This is a genomic window from Micromonospora echinofusca (assembly GCF_017614955.1).
GTDB classification, from domain to species: Bacteria; Actinomycetota; Actinomycetes; order Mycobacteriales; family Micromonosporaceae; genus Micromonospora; species Micromonospora echinofusca_A.
Genome location: NZ_WVUH01000147.1, coordinates 1 through 16813 on the forward strand (window position 1 = coordinate 1; position 16813 = coordinate 16813).

The following is a 16813-nucleotide window of genomic DNA, read 5'->3' on the forward strand; positions in this document are numbered from 1 at the left end:
AATCCGCACACCTCCACCACCTGCCGCCGGCATCCGTCGACCGCACCACCAAAGCCCGGCGTGGGCCCGGACGAGCCGCCCGGACGGACCGGTCACTCGACCCCCGACTCCTGACTGCTTCTGTTTTATATAGCAGTTGGTCCTGCTGCAACGACGACCGCGCCGCGCCGCAGGACCGGCGGATCGCCACAAAGACCAGGTCAGCCAGTTGATCTCGGCGCAGCAGGACGCCACCACAAGACATTGACAGATTTGTTGACTCCGCACAGATCCGCTATAGGCTTCTAAAGCACAGGTCCCTACGACCCGACAAGGAGTCACGATGACCACCAACTACTTCCCCCCCGGCGGCACCGACTACCTGAACCTGTGGACGGACGCCGTGATCGAGATCGCGGGCGACACCGAGACGATCGAGGCCGACGGTTGGTTCGTCGTCAACCGCAGCTTCCCGACCCCGCAGGACCCCACCAAGATCATCGTGCAGATCCTGCAGATGAACCTGCGGGGCCGCAGCGAGCACCTCGGTGAGTTCCTCTTCACCATCAACCCGCAGCTGCCGACCATGGGCGAGGAAATGGTCTTCGCGCCGGATGACTTCTCCACCCGGTTCAAGGGCTACTTCAACGTCTTCTTCGAGCTGCAGCTGCTCGAGCAGGGCAAGACGCTGATCAACAAGGACCCGATCAACATCTCGGGCCTGTTCGGCGCCCTGCCCCCGATCGGCGCCGTCGGCGAGATGGCCCCGGGTGACCGCGTCGGCATGTACGACAAGGCCAACCCGGACGCCGAGCCGGTCATGTACATGCTGGCCACCCGCAAGATCGTCGGCGCCTACGTCTCCGGCGACTTCGCGATCCGCCAGGGCCACTTCGAGGAGTCGCAGAAGGTCGCGGCCGAGTGGTCGAAGACCGCGAGCACGCTCAAGCCGGCCACGGTCTGACGCGTACCTGCTCCCCACCGGACGCCCGGGCCGACGTCGTCGGCCCGGGCGCTCCACTATCGGGAGTGAAGCTCTGCCGCAACACCGCAACCGTGAAGATCGGCCCGGCGCCGACGGCGACCAGAATGAAGGGGTGACCGTGCCTGACCCCGGCTCGATAGCGAACTTCAACCGGATCGCCGACCGGTACGACCGGCATCCCGGACAACTGGGTTGCCGGCGTGCCGATCCGCAGGTCCTCGACGCGGCCGGCGACCGGCAGCCGCGTACCGTCCTCGACGTCGGCTGCGGCACCGGGCGGCTGCTCGCCCAGGTCGCCCAGCGCTGGCCCCGGGCCGCGCTGATCGGTGCGGACCCGGCCGCAGAGATGGTCCGGTTCGCTCAGACGAAGCTGCCCGCCGCCACCCTCGTGGTCGCCGGTGCCGAAAGCCTGCCGCTACCCACCGGTTCGGTCGACCTGGTGCTGAGCACCACGTCGTTCGGGCACTGGCGGGACCAGCTGGCCGGCCTGCGCGAGATCCGACGGGTCCTGCACCCGCAGGGTCGCTTCGTGCTGGCCGAGCACACTCCCCCGCCGGACTGGCTACGCCCGGTCCTGCGGCTGCTCGGTGAACTGCCGAACCACCACCGGGAGCCCCGGGTGCGGGCGATGTTCGCCGAGGCCGGGCTCCGGACCGTGCAGACCGGACGGGCCCGCGGCGGCCTGCTCGTCGCGGTCGCCGAGCCCGCCTGACGGTCGGCCCGCCGGCCCGCCGACCGCTCAACGCCGAGCACTCAGCGCTGGGTACCGGATGAGCCGCGCACGCTTCTGGGTTCCTGGAAGTCGGGGTGTCCGTCCCGGCCCGACAGCCCGGTTTCCTGAAAACGGAGTGGACCGAGCGCCGCCGGGCACGGCGGCACGGCGCGGGACAGGGCCGGGCACGGTGGCACCGCGCGGGACAGCAGCGCATCGGGCACGCCGGGACCGCACCGCGCCGAGGCAGCGCCGCAGGCAGGCGGCCGGGGACCGGCGGCGCCGGTCGTCCCACGGCCGCCACGCGCGCCCGGATCAGCTCGCGGCCGGTTCCCGGGGTACGGCGGTGAGCAACGACTTGATCAGCACCGGCTTCGCCTCGGCCTGGAAGTCCACCCCGGCGTCGAACTCGTTGATCATGCCCTCGATCACCAGCAGGGACAGCAGCGGGAAGACGAACTCCGGGGCGGCGTACAGGCCACAGCGGCGTTGCAGGTCGAACAGCTTGGCGGCGAACGGAGCCAGCTGGAACTCGCCGGCCGACTTCTTGTGGGTGGCCGACACCAGCTCGATGATCTCGGTGCGGAACCGCTCCAGGTCCGCACCCGCACCACCGTTGTCGGTACTGCGGACGATGATGTCGGCGCACTGCCGGCCGTTGCCCCGGGACATGTTGAAGAAAAACTCGGCGAACAGCCGCCGGACCCGGGGCTTGAGGTGCACCACGAAGCCCGCGTCGAGCAGTACCACCTCGCCCTGGAGATCCAGGTAGAGGTTGCCCGGGTGCAGGTCGCAGTGCACCACCCCGTCGAGGAAGAGCATCCGGTAGACGCAGTGCAGCACCCGGCGTACCGCGAGCGCGGCGGTCTCGGCGGGCAGTTCACCGCCGGTGACCCGGCGGAGCCCCGGAATGAACTCCATCACCAGGATCCCGTCGGCCCGGATCTCGTCCACCGGGGTCGGTACCCGCAGGAAGTCCAGGTCGCTGAGGTTGCCGCCGAGCATCCGCAGCGACTCGGCCTCGGTCTCGAAGTCCAACTGGCGGAGCACGGCCTCGCTGATCTGCCCGACCATCTCGCTGGCCGGCAGGCGGCGCATCCCCGGCAGCCGCTGCATCAACCGCGCACCGGAGGCGAGCAACGCGAAGTCGGCGTGCATCCGGGGGCCGATGCCCGGCCGGCGTACCTTCACCGCCACCTCGCGGCCGTCGTGCAGGGTCGCCCGGTACACGCAGGCGATGCTGCCGCTGGCGATCGGGGTCCAGTCGAACTCCGCGAACGGCCACTCCCGGCCGGCGAAGGCGGTGTCCACCACGATCCGGGCCTGCTCCGTCGACATCGCCGGCACCCGGTCGTGCAGCTGCCCGAGCGTCTCGCAGACCGCCGCCGGGAGCAGGTCCTGCCGGGTACTGAGCAGTTGGGCGCCCTTGATGTAGCTGGCGCCCAACTCGCAGACCAGGGCACGCAGCCGGTCCCGCAGCACCACGCGGACCGCCGTGGAGCCCCGGGGGGCGCTGCGCGCCACCGCCGGTACGGTCGCCAGCGCGTGTCGGGCCAGCACCCCCGTCACCGTAGCGGCCCGTCCGCACATCTCATACCAGCGAGGTTCCGGCATGCCCACCTCCGCGAGCCACGGTCGTCGATGCGACATCATCCCAAGAGTGCGACAGTATGCAGAACCCCGGACGGGATGTTTCGGGGCGCTGAAGGATTTCCGCAGCACGTCAGGGCAGCCGACTAGCCTCGTCCCCGTGAAGGCGATAACGCTACCCGGCGTCGAAGAGTACGCCGCCGCGCACACCACATCGGATCCTGAGCACCTGGTGGAGGTCGCCGCCGAAACGCGTCGCCTCTGCGAACTGCCGCAAATGATGATCGGGCCGGTACAGGCCCGTTTCCTGCAGTTCTACCTGTTGGCGTTGCAGCCGCGTGCCGTACTCGAAATCGGCACCTTCACCGGCTACTCGTCGTTGTCCATGGCCGAGGTGCTACCGCCGGGTGGGCATATCACCACCTGCGAGCTGAGCGAGGAGAATGCGGCGATCGCGCAGCGTCATATCGACGCGAGCGCCTATGCCGACCGCATCACGATCCGCGTCGGCCCGGCGCTGAAAACCATTGAGTCGCTGTCCGGACCGTTCGATTTCGTGATGCTCGACGCCGACCAGGCCAACTTCTCCGAGTACCTCGACCCGCTGCTGGAACGGTTGTCCCCGAACGGGGTCATCGCGGTGGACAACGTGCTCTGGAACGGGGCCGTCATCGACAACTGCGACGGTGACCCGGCCACCGACGGCATCCACCGGTTCAACAAGATGGTCGCCGCCCGTCCGGACCTGGTCTGCGTGCTGCTGACCATCCGTGACGGCATCCTGCTCATCCGGCGAGCGGAAGGACGGGACTGATGGATCCCGTCGGCATCGACCACGTCGCCCTGCTCACCGACCGGCTGGACCACGTCGTGGAGTACTTCCGCGACGCCATGGGGTTCGCCGCGCACCCGCCGGTCACCTCGGACGACGGTACCGAGCAGCACACCTCGGTCCTGCTGACCCAGGGGCGGATCCGGGTGGTGGCCACGGCGCCGACCGCCGGTCGGGGCCGGGTGAGCGACTACGTGGCCCGCCATGCCGACGGGGTCGCCGACATCGCGATGGGGGTCGAGGACGCTGCGGCGGCCTTCGACACCGCGGTCCGGCGTGGGGCCCGGGCGGTCGCCGCGCCCGCCGAGACCCGACTGGCCGACGGCGCCCGGGCGGTCACCGCCACGGTGTCCGGCCCGGGGGACCTGGCGCACACCTTCGTCCAGCGTCTCGACGGTACGGCCGGCGTCGACGACGGTCTGCTCAAGACCATCGACCACATCGCGATCTGTCTGCCCGGCGGCCGGCTCGTGCCGACCACCGAGTTCTACGTCGAGGTGTTCGGTTTCCGGACCATCTTCGAGGAGCTGGTCGAGGTCGGTGACCAGGCCATCGACTCCAAGGTGGTGCAGAACAACGCCGGGGACATCACGTTCACCCTGATCGAGCCGGACGTCACCCGCTCCCCCGGCCAGATCGACCGGTTCCTGACCGACCACCGGGGAGCCGGGGTACAGCATCTGGCCTTCCTCACCGACGACATCACGGTCGCGGTGCCCCGGCTCAGCGGGCAGGGCGTGACGTTCCTCCAGGCGCCGCAGAGCTACTACACCATGCTCGCCGGGCGGGCACCGGAGCTGACCGGGGAGATCGACACGCTGCGTGCGGTCGACGTCCTGGTCGACCGGGACCACTGGGGACACCTGTTGCAGATCTTCACCCAGTCGCCGCACACCCGGGGCACGCTCTTCTACGAGCTGATCGAACGGCGCAACGCGCGCACCTTCGGCAGCGGCAACGTACGCGCCCTCTACGAGGCCGTCGAGCACGACCGGGTGACCAGCACGGTCCCGCAACGGTCATGAGCGCACCGGCCGGCACCGGGGTCGCCCTCACCCTCGCCGACCTGTGCGACGCGCTCGCCCAGCCGGTGATCGGCTCCGCCACGTTCCTCAACGAGATCGCCGCCCGGCACCCGGAGGCGATCCCGCTGGCCGCCGGTCGGCCGTACGATGGTTTCTTCGACCCCGCCGAACTGCCCGACCTGCTCGACCGCTACCTGCGGTACCTCCGCGAGGAGCAGGGGCTCGACGAGGTCGGGGTGACCCGGCAGCTGTTCCAGTACGGCCGCACCGCCGGACACATCCGGGAACTGGTCACCCGGACCCTGGCCAACGACACCGGGCTGCGGGTCGACCCGGAGGCGGTGGTGGTGCTCACCGGCGCCCAGGAGGGCATGCTGGTCTGCGCCCGGGCGCTCTGCCCCGGCCCGGACGACGTGCTGCTGGTGCCGTCGCCCTGCTACATCGGCATGCTCGGCGCAGCCGGGCTGCTCGGGGTGCCGGTGGTCGGTGTACCGGAGGGTCCGGACGGACTGGCGCCGGCCGACGTGGCCGAGGTGGCGCGGCGGGTCCGGGCGGAGGGCCGCCGGCCCCGGGCGCTGTACGTGGTACCGAACTTCGCCAACCCGTCCGGGCACACCCTGTCGCACGCCGACCGGCTCGCCCTGCTCGCCGTCGCCGAGGCCGAGGACCTGATCCTGATCGAGGACGACCCGTACGGCTTCCTGGCCGAACCGGCGTACCGGGAGCCGGCGCTCAAGGCGCTGGACACCGGTGGGCGGGTGGTGCACATCGGCACCTTCGCCAAGACCTGCTTCCCCGGCGCCCGGGTCGGCTACGTCGTCGCCGACCAGCCGGTCCGGCTGCCCGACGGCCGCACCACCCTGCTGGCCGAGCAACTGTCGCTGCTGCGCAGCATGATCACCGTGAACACCTCGGCGCTGGCCCAGGCGGTGATCGGGGGAATGCTGCTGCGCGCGGACTGCCGGCTGGACGCGGCGAACGCCGACCGGGCCGCCTTCTACCGGCGCAACCTGACGGTGCTGCTGGACAGTCTGGCCCGCGAGTTCCCGCCCGGCGAACGCGACCGGTACCGGGTGCGGTGGAACACCCCCGCCGGTGGGTTCTTCGTGGTGGTCACCGTCGGGTTCGACGTCGACGACGAGGTGCTGGCCGAATCCGCCAGCCGGTACCAGGTGCTCTGGACCCCGATGAGCTACTTCCATCTCGACGGTGGCGGGCGACGGCAGTTGCGGCTGTCGTGCAGCGCGCTGACACCGGAGCAGATCGAGGAGGGGGTCCGCCGTCTGGCCCGCCTGGTGCGTGACCGCTCCGCCGCTATCGCGGCCGACCCGAGGAGTTGATTCGCGTGGCGCAGCCCGAGCCCGAGCGGCTTCCGTTCACCGGCGACGAGTACCTGGAGAGCCTGCGCGACGGGCGCGAGGTATGGATCTACGGGGAACGGGTCAAGGATGTCACCGGGCACCCGGCGTTCCGGAACAACGCCCGGATGGTGGCCCGGCTCTACGACGCACTGTGGGATCCGGCCGAGCGTGACGTGTTGACCATGCCGACCGACACCGGGTCCGGCGGGTTCACGCACCGGTTCTTCCGGGCGCCGCGCAGCAAGGACGAGCTGCGCGCCTCCCGGGACGCCATCGCCGCCTGGCAGCGGCAGTGCTACGGCTGGTTGGGCCGCTCGCCGGACTACAAGGCGTCGTTCCTGGCCACGCTGGGCGGCAACGCCGACTTCTACGACCCGTTCGCGGAGAACGCGCGGATGTGGTACCAGCGCTGCCAGGAGCGGGTCCTGCACGTCAACCACGCCCTGGTGCACCCGCCGGTGGACCGGCACCTCCCGCCGGACCAGGTGGCCGACGTGTACGTGCACGTCGAGCGGGAGACCGACGCCGGGATCGTGGTCAGCGGGGCGAAGGTGGTGGCCACCGGTTCGGCGTTGACCCACTACAACTTCATCGCCCACCACGGCCTGCCGGTGAAGGAGCGCCGGTTCGGGGTGGTGTTCATGGCCCCGATGGACACCCCCGGGGTGAAGCTGCTGTGCCGGGCGTCGTACGAGATGACCGCGGCGCAGACCGGCAGCCCGTTCGACTACCCGCTGGCCAGCCGGATGGACGAGAACGATGCGGTGATCGTCTTCGACAAGGCGCTGATCCCGTGGGAGAACGTGCTGATCTACGGGGACGTGGAGAAGGCCAACTCGTTCTTCCACCGCTCCGGTTTCCTGCCCCGGTTCACCCTGCACGGGGTGACCCGGCTGGCCACCAAGCTGGACTTCATCTGCGGGCTGATGACCCGGGCCGTGGAGATCAACGGCACCGGTGAGTTCCGCAGCGTCCAGGCCAACATCGGTGAGGTGATGGTGTGGCGGCACCTGATGTGGGCGTTGTCGGACGCGATGATCGAGCGGTCGGTGCCCTGGGGCGACGGTTACGTGCAGCCCAACGAGGAGTACGCGCTGACCTACCGGGTACTCGCGCCGATCGCGTACGGCAAGGTCCGTGAGCTGGTGCAGCACAGCGTCGGCAGTGGTCTGATCTACCTGAACTCGAACGTGGCGGACTTCCACAACGAGGAGATCCGGCCCTACCTCGACCGGTACCTGCGGGGGTCGCACGGCTACAGCGCGGTGGACCGGGTGAAGGTGATGAAGCTGCTCTGGGACGCGGTGGGCAGCGAGTTCGCCGGCCGGCACGAGCTGTACGAACGCAGTCACGCCGGCAACGCCGAGGAGAACCGGATCCAGGTGCTGCGCAAGGGCACCGCGGCCGGGATCGCCGGCCACATGCTCGACCTGGTGGACAGCTGCCTGTCCGAGTACGACCTGAACGGCTGGACCGCGCCGGACCTGGTCAACCCGGAGGGCCTCTTCCCCGCCGCCGGCTGATCCCGGGTGCCGTACCCGCCGTCGGCCGAGCCGGCGGCGGGTCGTCCCACCGGTGGGACGGTCAGCCCTCCGTCGCCGTCCCGGGGGTGCCCAGGAGCGGCCGGTAGTAGGGCAGCGCGTGGGTGAGGTCCCGGGGGAACGCGGCCCCGGGCGGACAGGCGGCCACCTGCCAGATCCGGTCCGAGCGGTACCAGTGGTCGGCGCCGACCAGTTCCAGGTGGCGCTCGGGCAGGCCGTGCCGGGCCGCGTGTGCCCGCGCCTCGGCCAGCGAGATCCGGCCCTGCGGGATCCGGATCCCCAACTGCCGGGCCAGTGCCGCGCCGATCTCGGCGATGCTCACCGGCTGCGGGTGGTTGGCGTGCAGGATCTGGCCGGGCGTCGGGGGCGTCGGGGTGGTGGCGAGCGCGGCGACGACACGCCCCAGGTCGCGTACCCCGATCAGCGAGGTCCGGGGCCGGCCGCCGTCGATCCAGCCGGGTAACCGGGCGAGGAGCGTGACCAGGGCCGGTACCACCCAACGGTCACCGGGACCGTAGACGAGATGGGGACGCAGGACACAACCGCCGGCGGCGAGTACGTGGTCCTCGGCCGCCGCGCGGCTGGCGCTGGTGACGGATCCGGGGTTGCGGGTGACCTCGTCCTCCGCCGGCCCCCGGTGGACGCCGGGCCCGTAGACCCCTGCGGTGCTGACGTAGAGGACACGGCCCACCCCGGCCCGCACCGCCTCGGCGACCAGACGGGCGGTGCCCTCCTCGTTGACCAGGCGGCACTGCCGGGGGTCACCCCCGACGTGGGACGCGGCATGCACGAGGACGTCGACACCGTCGCAGACCCCGCGCAGCGACTCCGGGCGGGTCAGGTCGGCGCGCATCCGCTCGGCGACCCCGTCGGCGCCGGGCACCGGCCGGCGGGCCAGGGTCCGCAGTCGGACGTCGCGGGTACGCAGCGCGGCCAGTACCGCACCGCCGATGAATCCGGTCGCTCCGGTGAGCAGAACCGTTGGTGGCAAAAGGTTTCCACCTCCGAACACTTTGGAGCGTCATTACGACAACGCTGTTAAGATACCGGGCGACCGGTTTTAGGATGGGTGTATGCCACGGCAGCCACGGGCGGAGCAGACGCGGGCGGCGATCATCAGAGCCGCTGCGGAGATGTTCGATCGGTACGGATACGGCAGCACCGGCCTGAGTGACGTCGTCGCCCACGCCGGGGTCACCAAGGGTGCCCTCTACTTCCACTTCCGGTCCAAACAGGATCTCGCGCAGGCGGTGGTCCAGGAGCAGCATGCGCTGTGGGCGGCGGAGGCGACGACCGTGGCGGGTCTGGAGACACCCGCGCTGGAGGCGCTGATCCGGATGTCCTACCGGCTGGCCTGGCAACTGCGGGTGGATCCGGTCGTGCGGGGTGGCATCCGGTTGACGTTGGAGCACACCTTCGACCGTCCCCTGCCGGATCCGTACCTGGACTGGATCGCGATGACCACGCAGATCCTCCGGCGGGCCGAGGCCGAGGCCGACATCCGGACGACCATGGACCTCGAACGCATCGCGCGTTTCCTGGTCAGCAGTTTCACCGGACTGCACGTCGTCGCGCAGGTCATCGACTTCCGCCAGCATCTTGTCGACCAGGTCGGGGATCTCTGGCGGCTCGTCCTCCCGGGGCTGGTCCCCAGCCGCAAGCTCACCTACTACCTGGGTTTCGTGGTGGCGGCCGGCCGGGAAACCGTCGCGGTGGTGCCGGGTCAGCAGGTCACGGCCACGGAGCCCCGGACGGCGATCCGACCGTCCTGAACGAGGGACACACCGGCCCGCCGGATGAAGGCCGGGCTGTCACCGGCGCCGGGTGGGGCCGGCTCGATCCGGCAGGGCCGGTCCAGTTCCACGAAGCGGGGGAAACACGCCTCGGCGGCGACCAGCCGGGCACTGTCCACACCGTGAGCTGCGACGGCGTACTGGCGCATGGCCTCGAAGAGCAGCATGCCGGGCACATGGTCGACCGGGTGGTCGAAGAACCCCGGATGATCCAGCGGTACCCGGAGGGCACGGGCCCCGGCGTCGTCGGCCGGTCCGACCACGACGTCGCGGACGGACTCCCGGCCCACACTCGCCGGCAGCGCGGCGGGGACCTCCACCGGGGGACACCCCTGATCCGGTGCACCGCCGCGACTGCGGGCCCGGATCCGCCGGTAGACCTGCGGGCTCAGGCAGCTCACCCAGCCGGTCCCGGCGGCGAAGTGCCCGCCGTCCCGGCAGAACTGCACGTCGACGCGGAGACCGCCCACCATGTCGCCACGTCGCACCACCTCGCTGACCCGGACCACGCAGACACACTCGACCGGTCCGGCGGGGGCGCGCAACGCGTCGGGTGCGCACCGCCACGCCAGCCGCCGCATGACGAAATGGTGCCCGTCGCTGACGCCGTAGCCCGCGTGCGCGACGAGGATCCCGGCCTGGCGGATCGCTTCCGCCACCAGCATCGGATCGAGCCGGCCGGCGCGGCGACCGTAGAGCAGGTGACCCACCGGCCACTGCACCGCGCAGACGAAGAGATGCCGGGCGACCGGGGACCAGTCGGTCAGCACCACCTCGGCGACGGCGGCGCGGTGCACGAGGTGCCGTGGGACGGTCGACTCGTAGGAGAGTTTGGCGGCGAAGACGCCGTCGGCGACGGCCCCGCAGGATTGCGGACAGCAGGCAGGACCAACCATGCAGCTCCCCGTTCCAATCATGTTCTTCGATCTATAAACATACCGCAGGACATGCTTCTTTTGATGTGACCCACGCCACACGACCCGCCAAAGTGGTCCCACAGGGTGAAATGGAACCCCTCCGGCCTGCGGGATGAGCGGCTTTTTCCGCAAAGTTCGATTCTCAGATGCAGAGGATGCGCCACCGCATCTGTTGACGAAACAGGGCGACCGGTTTTTTATTGAGAACGGATCCGTATGGCGCCGCCGTCGGCCAACAGGATGTCCGCCAGCGGCGCCCATTCCAGCGTTCGTGGCGACGGGGGTTCTCCGCATGCTAGTTCTGGTAGCCGACACCGATCCGACCGGACGGAAGCTGGTGAGGAAGATCGTCGAACGGTGTCCCGGCCAGGAGGTCGTCGGCGAGGCCGACGACCTGCACGCTGCGGCGAGCGTGGCCCGGGACGTGCACGCCGACGCCATCGTGCTGGCCAGCGCCATGCTCACCGACGGACGGACGGACGTGGGCGATCTCGTCCACCGCACCGACGCAGCCGTCATCCTGACCGCCATCTCCGGCACCGGCGCCGCGGTCTGGAGCGGCCTGAGCGGCGGCGCCAGTGGGTACCTCCTCCGGGACCGGCTCGCCAACGACCTTCCTCAGGCACTGATCGCCGCCGAGGCCGGTGGCGCCTTCGTCTCCCCGCCCCTGACCAGGCAGATGATCGGGTACATGGCCGACCGCCTCGTCGACGAGGAGGCCGGCGTGAGCGCCGCGTCGATCGCCGACCTGCTGCTGCCACGGGAACGCGAGACCCTGCTCCGGCTCGCCGACGGGCAGTCCACCGAGGAGATCGCGGCCATCATGTCGGTCACCACCGCCACCGTCCGGGCATACGTCTCCCGCATCCTGCGCAAGCTCGGGCTACGCAGCCGGGGGGAGGCCATCGCCCTCGCCTACCGGTCCCGGTTCTACTCCCCGGCCGTCTGAGCGCCGTCCGGCGGTCGTCACCATCGCGCCGGGTCCCGCACGCGATCCGGCTCGGCCGTCAGGTGTGTGCCGGCGCTGATCCGCCCCCCACGGAACGCCCACAGCACACACCAGAGCATCCCGCTGCCACCGTCACGAACCGTCTCCTTGCACTCCACCACGAATTCGTCACTGACCCCACGCACGTGGCTTCGCTCCTGGAGACCGAGGGCGCAGATCGCGTCGAGAAAGGCCATGATCCCGTCGACACCGTGCCACTGACCACCGAGTGGGGGTGGACCGGGAAACCGCCACTGGACATCGAGGGTCGCCATATCCTGCATACCGGCCCGATCGCGGCGGGAGTACGCGCCGAGAAACCGCTCGATGGTGAGCAGATTCGGATGTGTCGGTTCCGCGTCGGGAATCATCGCGGTACCGCCAGGGGCCGGCAGCGGTAATTGTTCTCCACCGCCAGTACGTCCAGCGCACCCCGGAGGGAATGCACGACGAACATCCGTTGCAACCAGCGGTCCTGCCCGTCGTAGCAGGGAGTGAACGCGCTGCGTCCGTGCACCGTCGTCGAGTTGTCGATGATCGAGAGGTCACCGGCGAGCAGCACGGACTCCCGGCGTACCCGCTGGAGGGCACCGTGCAACGCCACCAGCGCACGCTCGGCCTCCTCGTCGGTGGCGGCCGTGTCGTCGAAGTCCACGGTCATCGTCGGGTACCGGCTGGTCCCGCCGAGCACGGGTGCCGGAGCGAGGTAGGGGCGCACGTCGGCGTCCCGGCAGAACGACGGCGCCAGCCGGGTACGGAAGCGCGGCTGGCGCAGCAGCGCGGCCTCCTCGGCGCTGAGCAGGTGCAACGCCTCCCGGATGGAACTGGTGATGGAGGCGGCCCGCCGTTCGTGGTCCGGCCGCAGGCAGAGCAGGCCGACGAAGTCCGGTCGGTTGGCGTGGAACGCGTTCTCGGTGTGCAGTTCGAAGTAGACCGATCCGGTGTTCTGCTGCTGCTCCTCCTCGCCGGGTACCGGACAGATGTCGTGGACCAGGGCACCGTGCTTCTCCTCGGTGTACGAGATCGGATCACCGAGTCGGGACATGACCAGCAGGAGCACCGCGACCGAGACCCCGCAGTCGACCGGCACCGAGTTCGGCACCGTGGGGGTGGGTGGCAGCCCGGCCGGTACCGGCAGGTTCCGGACGGTGAGCACCCCCGCGTCGTTGCCGAACCGGCGGAAGTCCTCCAACGCCGCGATCAGCCCCTCCGGTAGCGACCCGTTGAGCAGTCGGGCGCTGTCGACGGTGCGCGGGGCGCCGACCACCGTCGCCCGCCCGCGCAGGGTCCGCACCGCGCGGTCCATCTGGTCCCGTTCGCCGGGCGTCAGGTCGTAGCGGGGTGTCTCCCGTGGCGGGTGCCGGACGTCGTGGACGTCGAGTGACCGGTACATCCCTTTGATCCCATCCTGTCGTTTCTGTGCCGCCGTCATCGGGGGGCGGTGGAGGAGGCCAGGGGTATGATCAACTTGTACTTCCCGCCGGCCGACTGCATCGGTGGCTCCGCGCTGCGACTCACCGCGATGTGGGTCAGCCCGTGGTTGGCCAGGAAGGCGCCGATCTCCGCGCGGATGGTCTGCCAGACCCGCTCCGGGTCGGCGTGCGGGGCGGACCGGACCCGGACCTGGAGTGCGGTCGGGGCGGTCTGCACCACCTGTGCCAGCTCCAGACCGGGGGCCCGGTCGACGATCCCGGCGAGCGCCACCGGCGCCACCTGCACGGGACGGCCCCGGTCGTCCTGGAAGGTGAGCGCGTCACTGGCCCGACCGGTGGCCCGGATCGCCGGGAACGGGTCCCCGCAGGGGCAGGGGTCCGGCCGGGCCAGCAGCGAGTCCCCCAGGTCGTACCGGAGGACCGGTTGCACCTGGTTGGCGAGATTCGTGATCAGGACGGTGTGCGACGGTACCCCCGCCGGCACCGGGCGGTACTCCCGGTCGACGGGTTCCACGATCACCCAGTCGCTGTTGACGTGCAGCCAGCCGACCGCGCAGCTCGCGGCCGTGGACATGAACTCGCACGCGCCGTAGCCGTTGCCGATCCTGGCCCGCATCGCGGTCGCCACCCGCTGGTACCCGCTCTCCGGAAGGCCCTCCGCGCCGAGCATGACCAGGGTCGGGGAGATCCGCAGCCGGCCGGCCTCCTGCTCCCCCGCCAGCATCGCGATCAACCCGGCGTAGCCGATCAGGATGTTCGGCCGGAACCGGTTGAGCTCGGCCACCAGCTCGGGCATCGGGTCGAACACCGAGAACACCCGGAGCCGGCCGGCGCCGACCCGGCGTCCGTCGGAGCGGCGGGGCAGGACGGTGGACGAGCCGAAGTGCCCACCGGTGGCCAGCAGCGAGGCCACCCGCGCGCCACCCGCCACCACCCGGGCCAGGTCGGTCCAGGACAACCAGCGCCCGAACGCGCGCAACGCCATGGCGCTGGTCACCGCCGTGCTGCGGTCGTCGAAGAGGAAGATCCCCCGGACCCCGGTGCTGCCGGAACTGGTGCCGACCCGGTACCTGCCGAGCAGCAGGTCCCCGACCCGGCTGGGATCGTCGATGAAGGCCCGCGCCGCGTCCAGGGTCACGGCCGGATCGGTCACCCAGTCGTCGAACCGCGCCATCAGCTCCCGCTTGGTGGTGACCGGCAGCAGTCCCACGTCGGCCACGTGGGCCGGGAGATCCCGGTACAGCTCCCGGTAGTAGGGGGACCGGGCCCGGGCGTGCCGGACCATCGCGGTGAGCCGGGCCCGTTGCCGCCGTTGCACCGCCTCGGGACCGCCCCGCCGGGCCCGGCGCATGTCCCGCAGGATCGGCAGGATCCGCTCGGCCATGTCAGTAGATTCCCTCGACGACCGGCTTGCCGGAGAACTCGACCACCGGCTGTACGTCGGCGATCGAGTCACCGGCGCGACCCGACGGGTGGGGCAACCGGATCGCGGAGTCCCGCTCCAGGTTGTTGGGCAGCAGCAGGCCCCGACTGATGTGGTGCTGGAGCACCTGGCCGCGCTCGCCGTAGGGCACGGTACGGCCGGTCTGCGGATCGACGACGGAGAAGATGGTGAACGGGGCCGGGGGGTCGAAGGCGGCCGGTTCGTCGCGGTTCTGCGGGGGGCGCTCGACGATCCCCCCGACGATCATGGTGCTGGCGTAGCCACCCACCAGCTTCACGCCGGGGAAGACCTCGTTCTGGAAGCGGTTGCGGTCCTCGGTGTCCATCTTGGTGCCACCCCAGCCGATGATGTCGACCCGCTCGTTGATCAGGTCGACCATGCCGTCCCGCCGGCACAGGGCCTCCAGCAGCGGCGGGGTGCTGTAGAGGACCGCGACGTCCTGGGTACGCAGGATCCACTCGGCCTGGTCGACCACGTGCTCGGTGTAGAGCGCCACCTCCTCGTACGCGCCCCGGGCGATGCACCGTTTGACCCACCGGGGATCGAGGTCGAGCAGGAAGCACATCGCCCCGAACCGGGCGGCGGTCGCCCGGATCAGGTGTCCGGCCATGTGCGGATCGGTCGGACCCATGCAGAGCCAGTCACCGGACCGGATCGGCCCGTGCCGGGACAGCCCGGCGGCGTGCCAGTCGGTGGCCTGGTCGAGGGTCTCCGGCATCCACATCAGCCGCTTCGGCGCGCCGGTCGTACCACCGCTCTCGGCGACGATCGGCTGGCCGTACTTGTCCCCGAACCCACGGGGGATCAGGTCCCGGACCCGGACGTCCCGGAGCAGGTCCACGATGTTGGGCAGCCGGGTCAGATCCGCCACCGTACGGATCTCCGTACGGGGATCGAAGTCGAGCCTGGCGGCCTGGTCCAGCCAGAACGGTGAACCGGTACGGGGGTCGAAGTGCCACTGCATCGCGTCCTGTAGCAGCTCCTCCGCCTCCGGTGGGTCGTCCCACGGTCGGTCCAACGGCGAGATCATGATCTTCTCCTCACGAATGTCGACGCGGTGCTGAAGAAAGTTCGGAGAGTTCGGCGCGCAGTTCCTCGGGGAGTTCGGCGCCCATCTCCTCGGCCAGCCGCAGTGCCTCCTCGATCAGGGTCTCCACGATCTGCCCCTCCGGCACCGTCTTGATCACCTGACCCCGCACGAAGATCTGACCCTTACCGTTACCCGACGCCACACCCAGATCAGCCTCCCGGGCCTCCCCCGGCCCGTTCACCACACAACCCATCACCGCCACCCGCAACGGCACCGGCAGCCCCTCCAGACCCGCCGTGACCTCCTCGGCCAGCTTGTACACATCCACCTGCGCCCGCCCACACGACGGACACGACACGATCTCCAGCCCACGCTCCCGCAGACCGAGCGACTCCAGGATCGCCGCGCCGACCTTGATCTCCTCCACCGGCGGCGCCGACAACGACACCCGGATCGTGTCCCCGATCCCCTCGGCCAACAACGCACCGAACGCCACCGCCGACTTGACCGTCCCCTGGAACGCCGGACCCGCCTCGGTCACCCCCAGGTGCAGCGGATAGTCACACCGCGCCGCGAGCTGCCGGTACGCCCGGATCATCACCACCGGATCGTTGTGCTTCACCGAGATCTTGATGTCCCGGAACCCGTGCTCCTCGAACAGCGAACACTCCCACAACGCCGACTCCACCAACGCCTCAGCGGTGGCCTTGCCGTACTTCGCCAGCAGCCGCTTGTCCAACGAACCCGCGTTCACCCCGATCCGGATCGGCACCCCCGCGTCCCCGGCCGCCCTCGCGATCTCCTTCACCTTGTCGTCGAACTGCCGGATGTTGCCCGGGTTCACCCGCACCGCCGCACAACCCGCGTCGATCGCCGCGAACACGTACCTCGGCTGGAAATGGATGTCCGCGATCACCGGGATCTGCGACTTCCGCGCGATCGCCGGCAACGCCTCCACATCGTCCTGCGACGGCACCGCCACCCGCACGATCTGACAACCCGCCGCGGTCAACTCGGCGATCTGCTGCAACGTGGCGTTGACGTCGGAGGTGAGGGTGGTGGTCATCGACTGCACCGACACCGGCGCACCCCCACCCACCGGCACCGAACCGACCATGATCTGACGACTGGCCCGACGGGGCGCGAGCGGCGGGGGCGGTACGGCGGGCATACCGAGACTGAC

16 protein-coding genes are annotated in these 16813 nt (G+C 70.2%); 8 read left to right on the forward strand and 8 right to left on the reverse strand.

Going from position 1 to position 16813, the window contains the following annotated elements:
- Window positions 1-322 precede the first annotated feature (322 nt).
- Both GSF22_RS17700 and GSF22_RS17705 read left to right on the forward strand, forming a co-directional pair.
- The gene (locus GSF22_RS17700; RefSeq protein WP_208814725.1) at window positions 323-943 is read left to right on the forward strand and encodes a DUF6073 family protein; all 621 of its coding nucleotides are present in this window, start codon (window positions 323-325) and stop codon (window positions 941-943) included.
- Between the two features lie 133 nt (window positions 944-1076).
- The gene (locus GSF22_RS17705) at window positions 1077-1676 is read left to right on the forward strand and encodes a class I SAM-dependent methyltransferase (RefSeq protein ID WP_208814726.1); all 600 of its coding nucleotides are present in this window, start codon (window positions 1077-1079) and stop codon (window positions 1674-1676) included.
- 315 nt (window positions 1677-1991) lie between these two features.
- Here GSF22_RS17705 and GSF22_RS17710 read toward each other — a convergent pair whose 3' ends face one another.
- A complete protein-coding gene (locus GSF22_RS17710; protein ID WP_208814727.1) occupies window positions 1992-3236 on the reverse strand; it encodes an ABC1 kinase family protein in 1245 nt (414 codons plus the stop codon).
- Window positions 3237-3336: 100 nt separating this feature from the next.
- Here GSF22_RS17710 and GSF22_RS17715 point away from each other — a divergent pair, with 100 nt between their 5' ends.
- From GSF22_RS17715 to GSF22_RS17730, 4 genes are read left to right on the forward strand one after another with little or no spacing between them, the layout of a single operon-like run.
- Entirely contained in the window at window positions 3337-4080 is a 744-nt protein-coding gene (locus GSF22_RS17715) for an O-methyltransferase (RefSeq protein ID WP_208814728.1), read from the forward strand.
- Complete coding sequence (hppD, locus tag GSF22_RS17720) at window positions 4080-5123, forward strand: 4-hydroxyphenylpyruvate dioxygenase (RefSeq protein ID WP_208814729.1); 1044 nt, start codon at window positions 4080-4082, stop codon at window positions 5121-5123. Before GSF22_RS17715 ends, hppD begins: the two co-directional genes overlap by 1 nt.
- A complete protein-coding gene (locus tag GSF22_RS17725; protein WP_208814730.1) occupies window positions 5120-6463 on the forward strand; it encodes an aminotransferase-like domain-containing protein in 1344 nt (447 codons plus the stop codon). The genes hppD and GSF22_RS17725 overlap by 4 nt, the downstream gene beginning before the upstream one ends.
- A complete protein-coding gene (locus tag GSF22_RS17730; protein ID WP_439957789.1) occupies window positions 6463-8007 on the forward strand; it encodes a 4-hydroxyphenylacetate 3-hydroxylase N-terminal domain-containing protein in 1545 nt (514 codons plus the stop codon). Before GSF22_RS17725 ends, GSF22_RS17730 begins: the two co-directional genes overlap by 1 nt.
- Before the next feature lie 61 nt (window positions 8008-8068).
- Here the strand turns inward: GSF22_RS17730 and GSF22_RS17735 are convergent, their stop codons facing one another.
- Complete coding sequence (locus tag GSF22_RS17735) at window positions 8069-9016, reverse strand: NAD-dependent epimerase/dehydratase family protein (RefSeq protein WP_208814732.1); 948 nt, start codon at window positions 9014-9016, stop codon at window positions 8069-8071.
- 82 nt (window positions 9017-9098) lie between these two features.
- Here GSF22_RS17735 and GSF22_RS17740 point away from each other — a divergent pair, with 82 nt between their 5' ends.
- The gene (locus tag GSF22_RS17740; RefSeq protein WP_208814733.1) at window positions 9099-9797 is read left to right on the forward strand and encodes a ScbR family autoregulator-binding transcription factor; all 699 of its coding nucleotides are present in this window, start codon (window positions 9099-9101) and stop codon (window positions 9795-9797) included.
- On the opposite strand, the gene GSF22_RS17745 is transcribed toward GSF22_RS17740, so the two are convergent.
- Entirely contained in the window at window positions 9749-10714 is a 966-nt protein-coding gene (locus GSF22_RS17745; protein ID WP_208814734.1) for a ScbA/BarX family gamma-butyrolactone biosynthesis protein, read from the reverse strand. The genes GSF22_RS17740 and GSF22_RS17745 overlap by 49 nt on opposite strands.
- A 313-nt stretch (window positions 10715-11027) precedes the next feature.
- Between GSF22_RS17745 and GSF22_RS17750 the strand changes: the two genes are divergently transcribed.
- Complete coding sequence (locus tag GSF22_RS17750) at window positions 11028-11684, forward strand: LuxR C-terminal-related transcriptional regulator (RefSeq protein ID WP_208814735.1); 657 nt, start codon at window positions 11028-11030, stop codon at window positions 11682-11684.
- 17 nt (window positions 11685-11701) lie between these two features.
- Here GSF22_RS17750 and GSF22_RS17755 read toward each other — a convergent pair whose 3' ends face one another.
- From GSF22_RS17755 to ispG, 5 genes are all read right to left on the reverse strand, one after another.
- Window positions 11702-12094, reverse strand: a complete 393-nt coding sequence (locus GSF22_RS17755; RefSeq protein ID WP_208814736.1) for a nuclear transport factor 2 family protein — start codon at window positions 12092-12094, stop codon at window positions 11702-11704.
- A complete protein-coding gene (locus GSF22_RS17760) occupies window positions 12091-13116 on the reverse strand; it encodes a TauD/TfdA family dioxygenase (protein ID WP_208814737.1) in 1026 nt (341 codons plus the stop codon). The genes GSF22_RS17755 and GSF22_RS17760 overlap by 4 nt, the downstream gene beginning before the upstream one ends.
- A 35-nt stretch (window positions 13117-13151) precedes the next feature.
- Window positions 13152-14540 (reverse strand): phenylacetate--CoA ligase family protein, encoded by a 1389-nt coding sequence (locus GSF22_RS17765; protein ID WP_208814738.1) that lies wholly within the window; start codon window positions 14538-14540, stop codon window positions 13152-13154.
- 1 nt (window position 14541) lies between these two features.
- Window positions 14542-15630 carry an AMP-binding protein gene (locus tag GSF22_RS17770; protein ID WP_208814739.1) on the reverse strand — a complete coding sequence of 363 codons (1089 nt, stop codon included), beginning with the start codon at window positions 15628-15630 and terminating at the stop codon, window positions 14542-14544.
- Between the two features lie 10 nt (window positions 15631-15640).
- A partial coding sequence (gene ispG / locus GSF22_RS17775) for a flavodoxin-dependent (E)-4-hydroxy-3-methylbut-2-enyl-diphosphate synthase (RefSeq protein WP_244367608.1) occupies window positions 15641-16813 on the reverse strand: 1173 nt, incomplete at its 5' end.

Coding starts and splice junctions, on each gene's coding strand:
- GSF22_RS17700 (WP_208814725.1), top strand. CDS start 323: ATGACCACCAACTACTTCCCCCCCGGCGGCACCGACTACCTGAACCTG.
- hppD (WP_208814729.1), top strand. CDS start 4,080: ATGGATCCCGTCGGCATCGACCACGTCGCCCTGCTCACCGACCGGCTG.
- GSF22_RS17725 (WP_208814730.1), top strand. CDS start 5,120: ATGAGCGCACCGGCCGGCACCGGGGTCGCCCTCACCCTCGCCGACCTG.
- GSF22_RS17740 (WP_208814733.1), top strand. CDS start 9,099: ATGCCACGGCAGCCACGGGCGGAGCAGACGCGGGCGGCGATCATCAGA.
- GSF22_RS17745 (WP_208814734.1), bottom strand. CDS start 10,714: ATGGTTGGTCCTGCCTGCTGTCCGCAATCCTGCGGGGCCGTCGCCGAC.
- GSF22_RS17750 (WP_208814735.1), top strand. CDS start 11,028: ATGCTAGTTCTGGTAGCCGACACCGATCCGACCGGACGGAAGCTGGTG.
- GSF22_RS17755 (WP_208814736.1), bottom strand. CDS start 12,094: ATGATTCCCGACGCGGAACCGACACATCCGAATCTGCTCACCATCGAG.
- GSF22_RS17760 (WP_208814737.1), bottom strand. CDS start 13,116: ATGTACCGGTCACTCGACGTCCACGACGTCCGGCACCCGCCACGGGAG.
- GSF22_RS17765 (WP_208814738.1), bottom strand. CDS start 14,540: ATGGCCGAGCGGATCCTGCCGATCCTGCGGGACATGCGCCGGGCCCGG.
- GSF22_RS17770 (WP_208814739.1), bottom strand. CDS start 15,630: ATGATCTCGCCGTTGGACCGACCGTGGGACGACCCACCGGAGGCGGAG.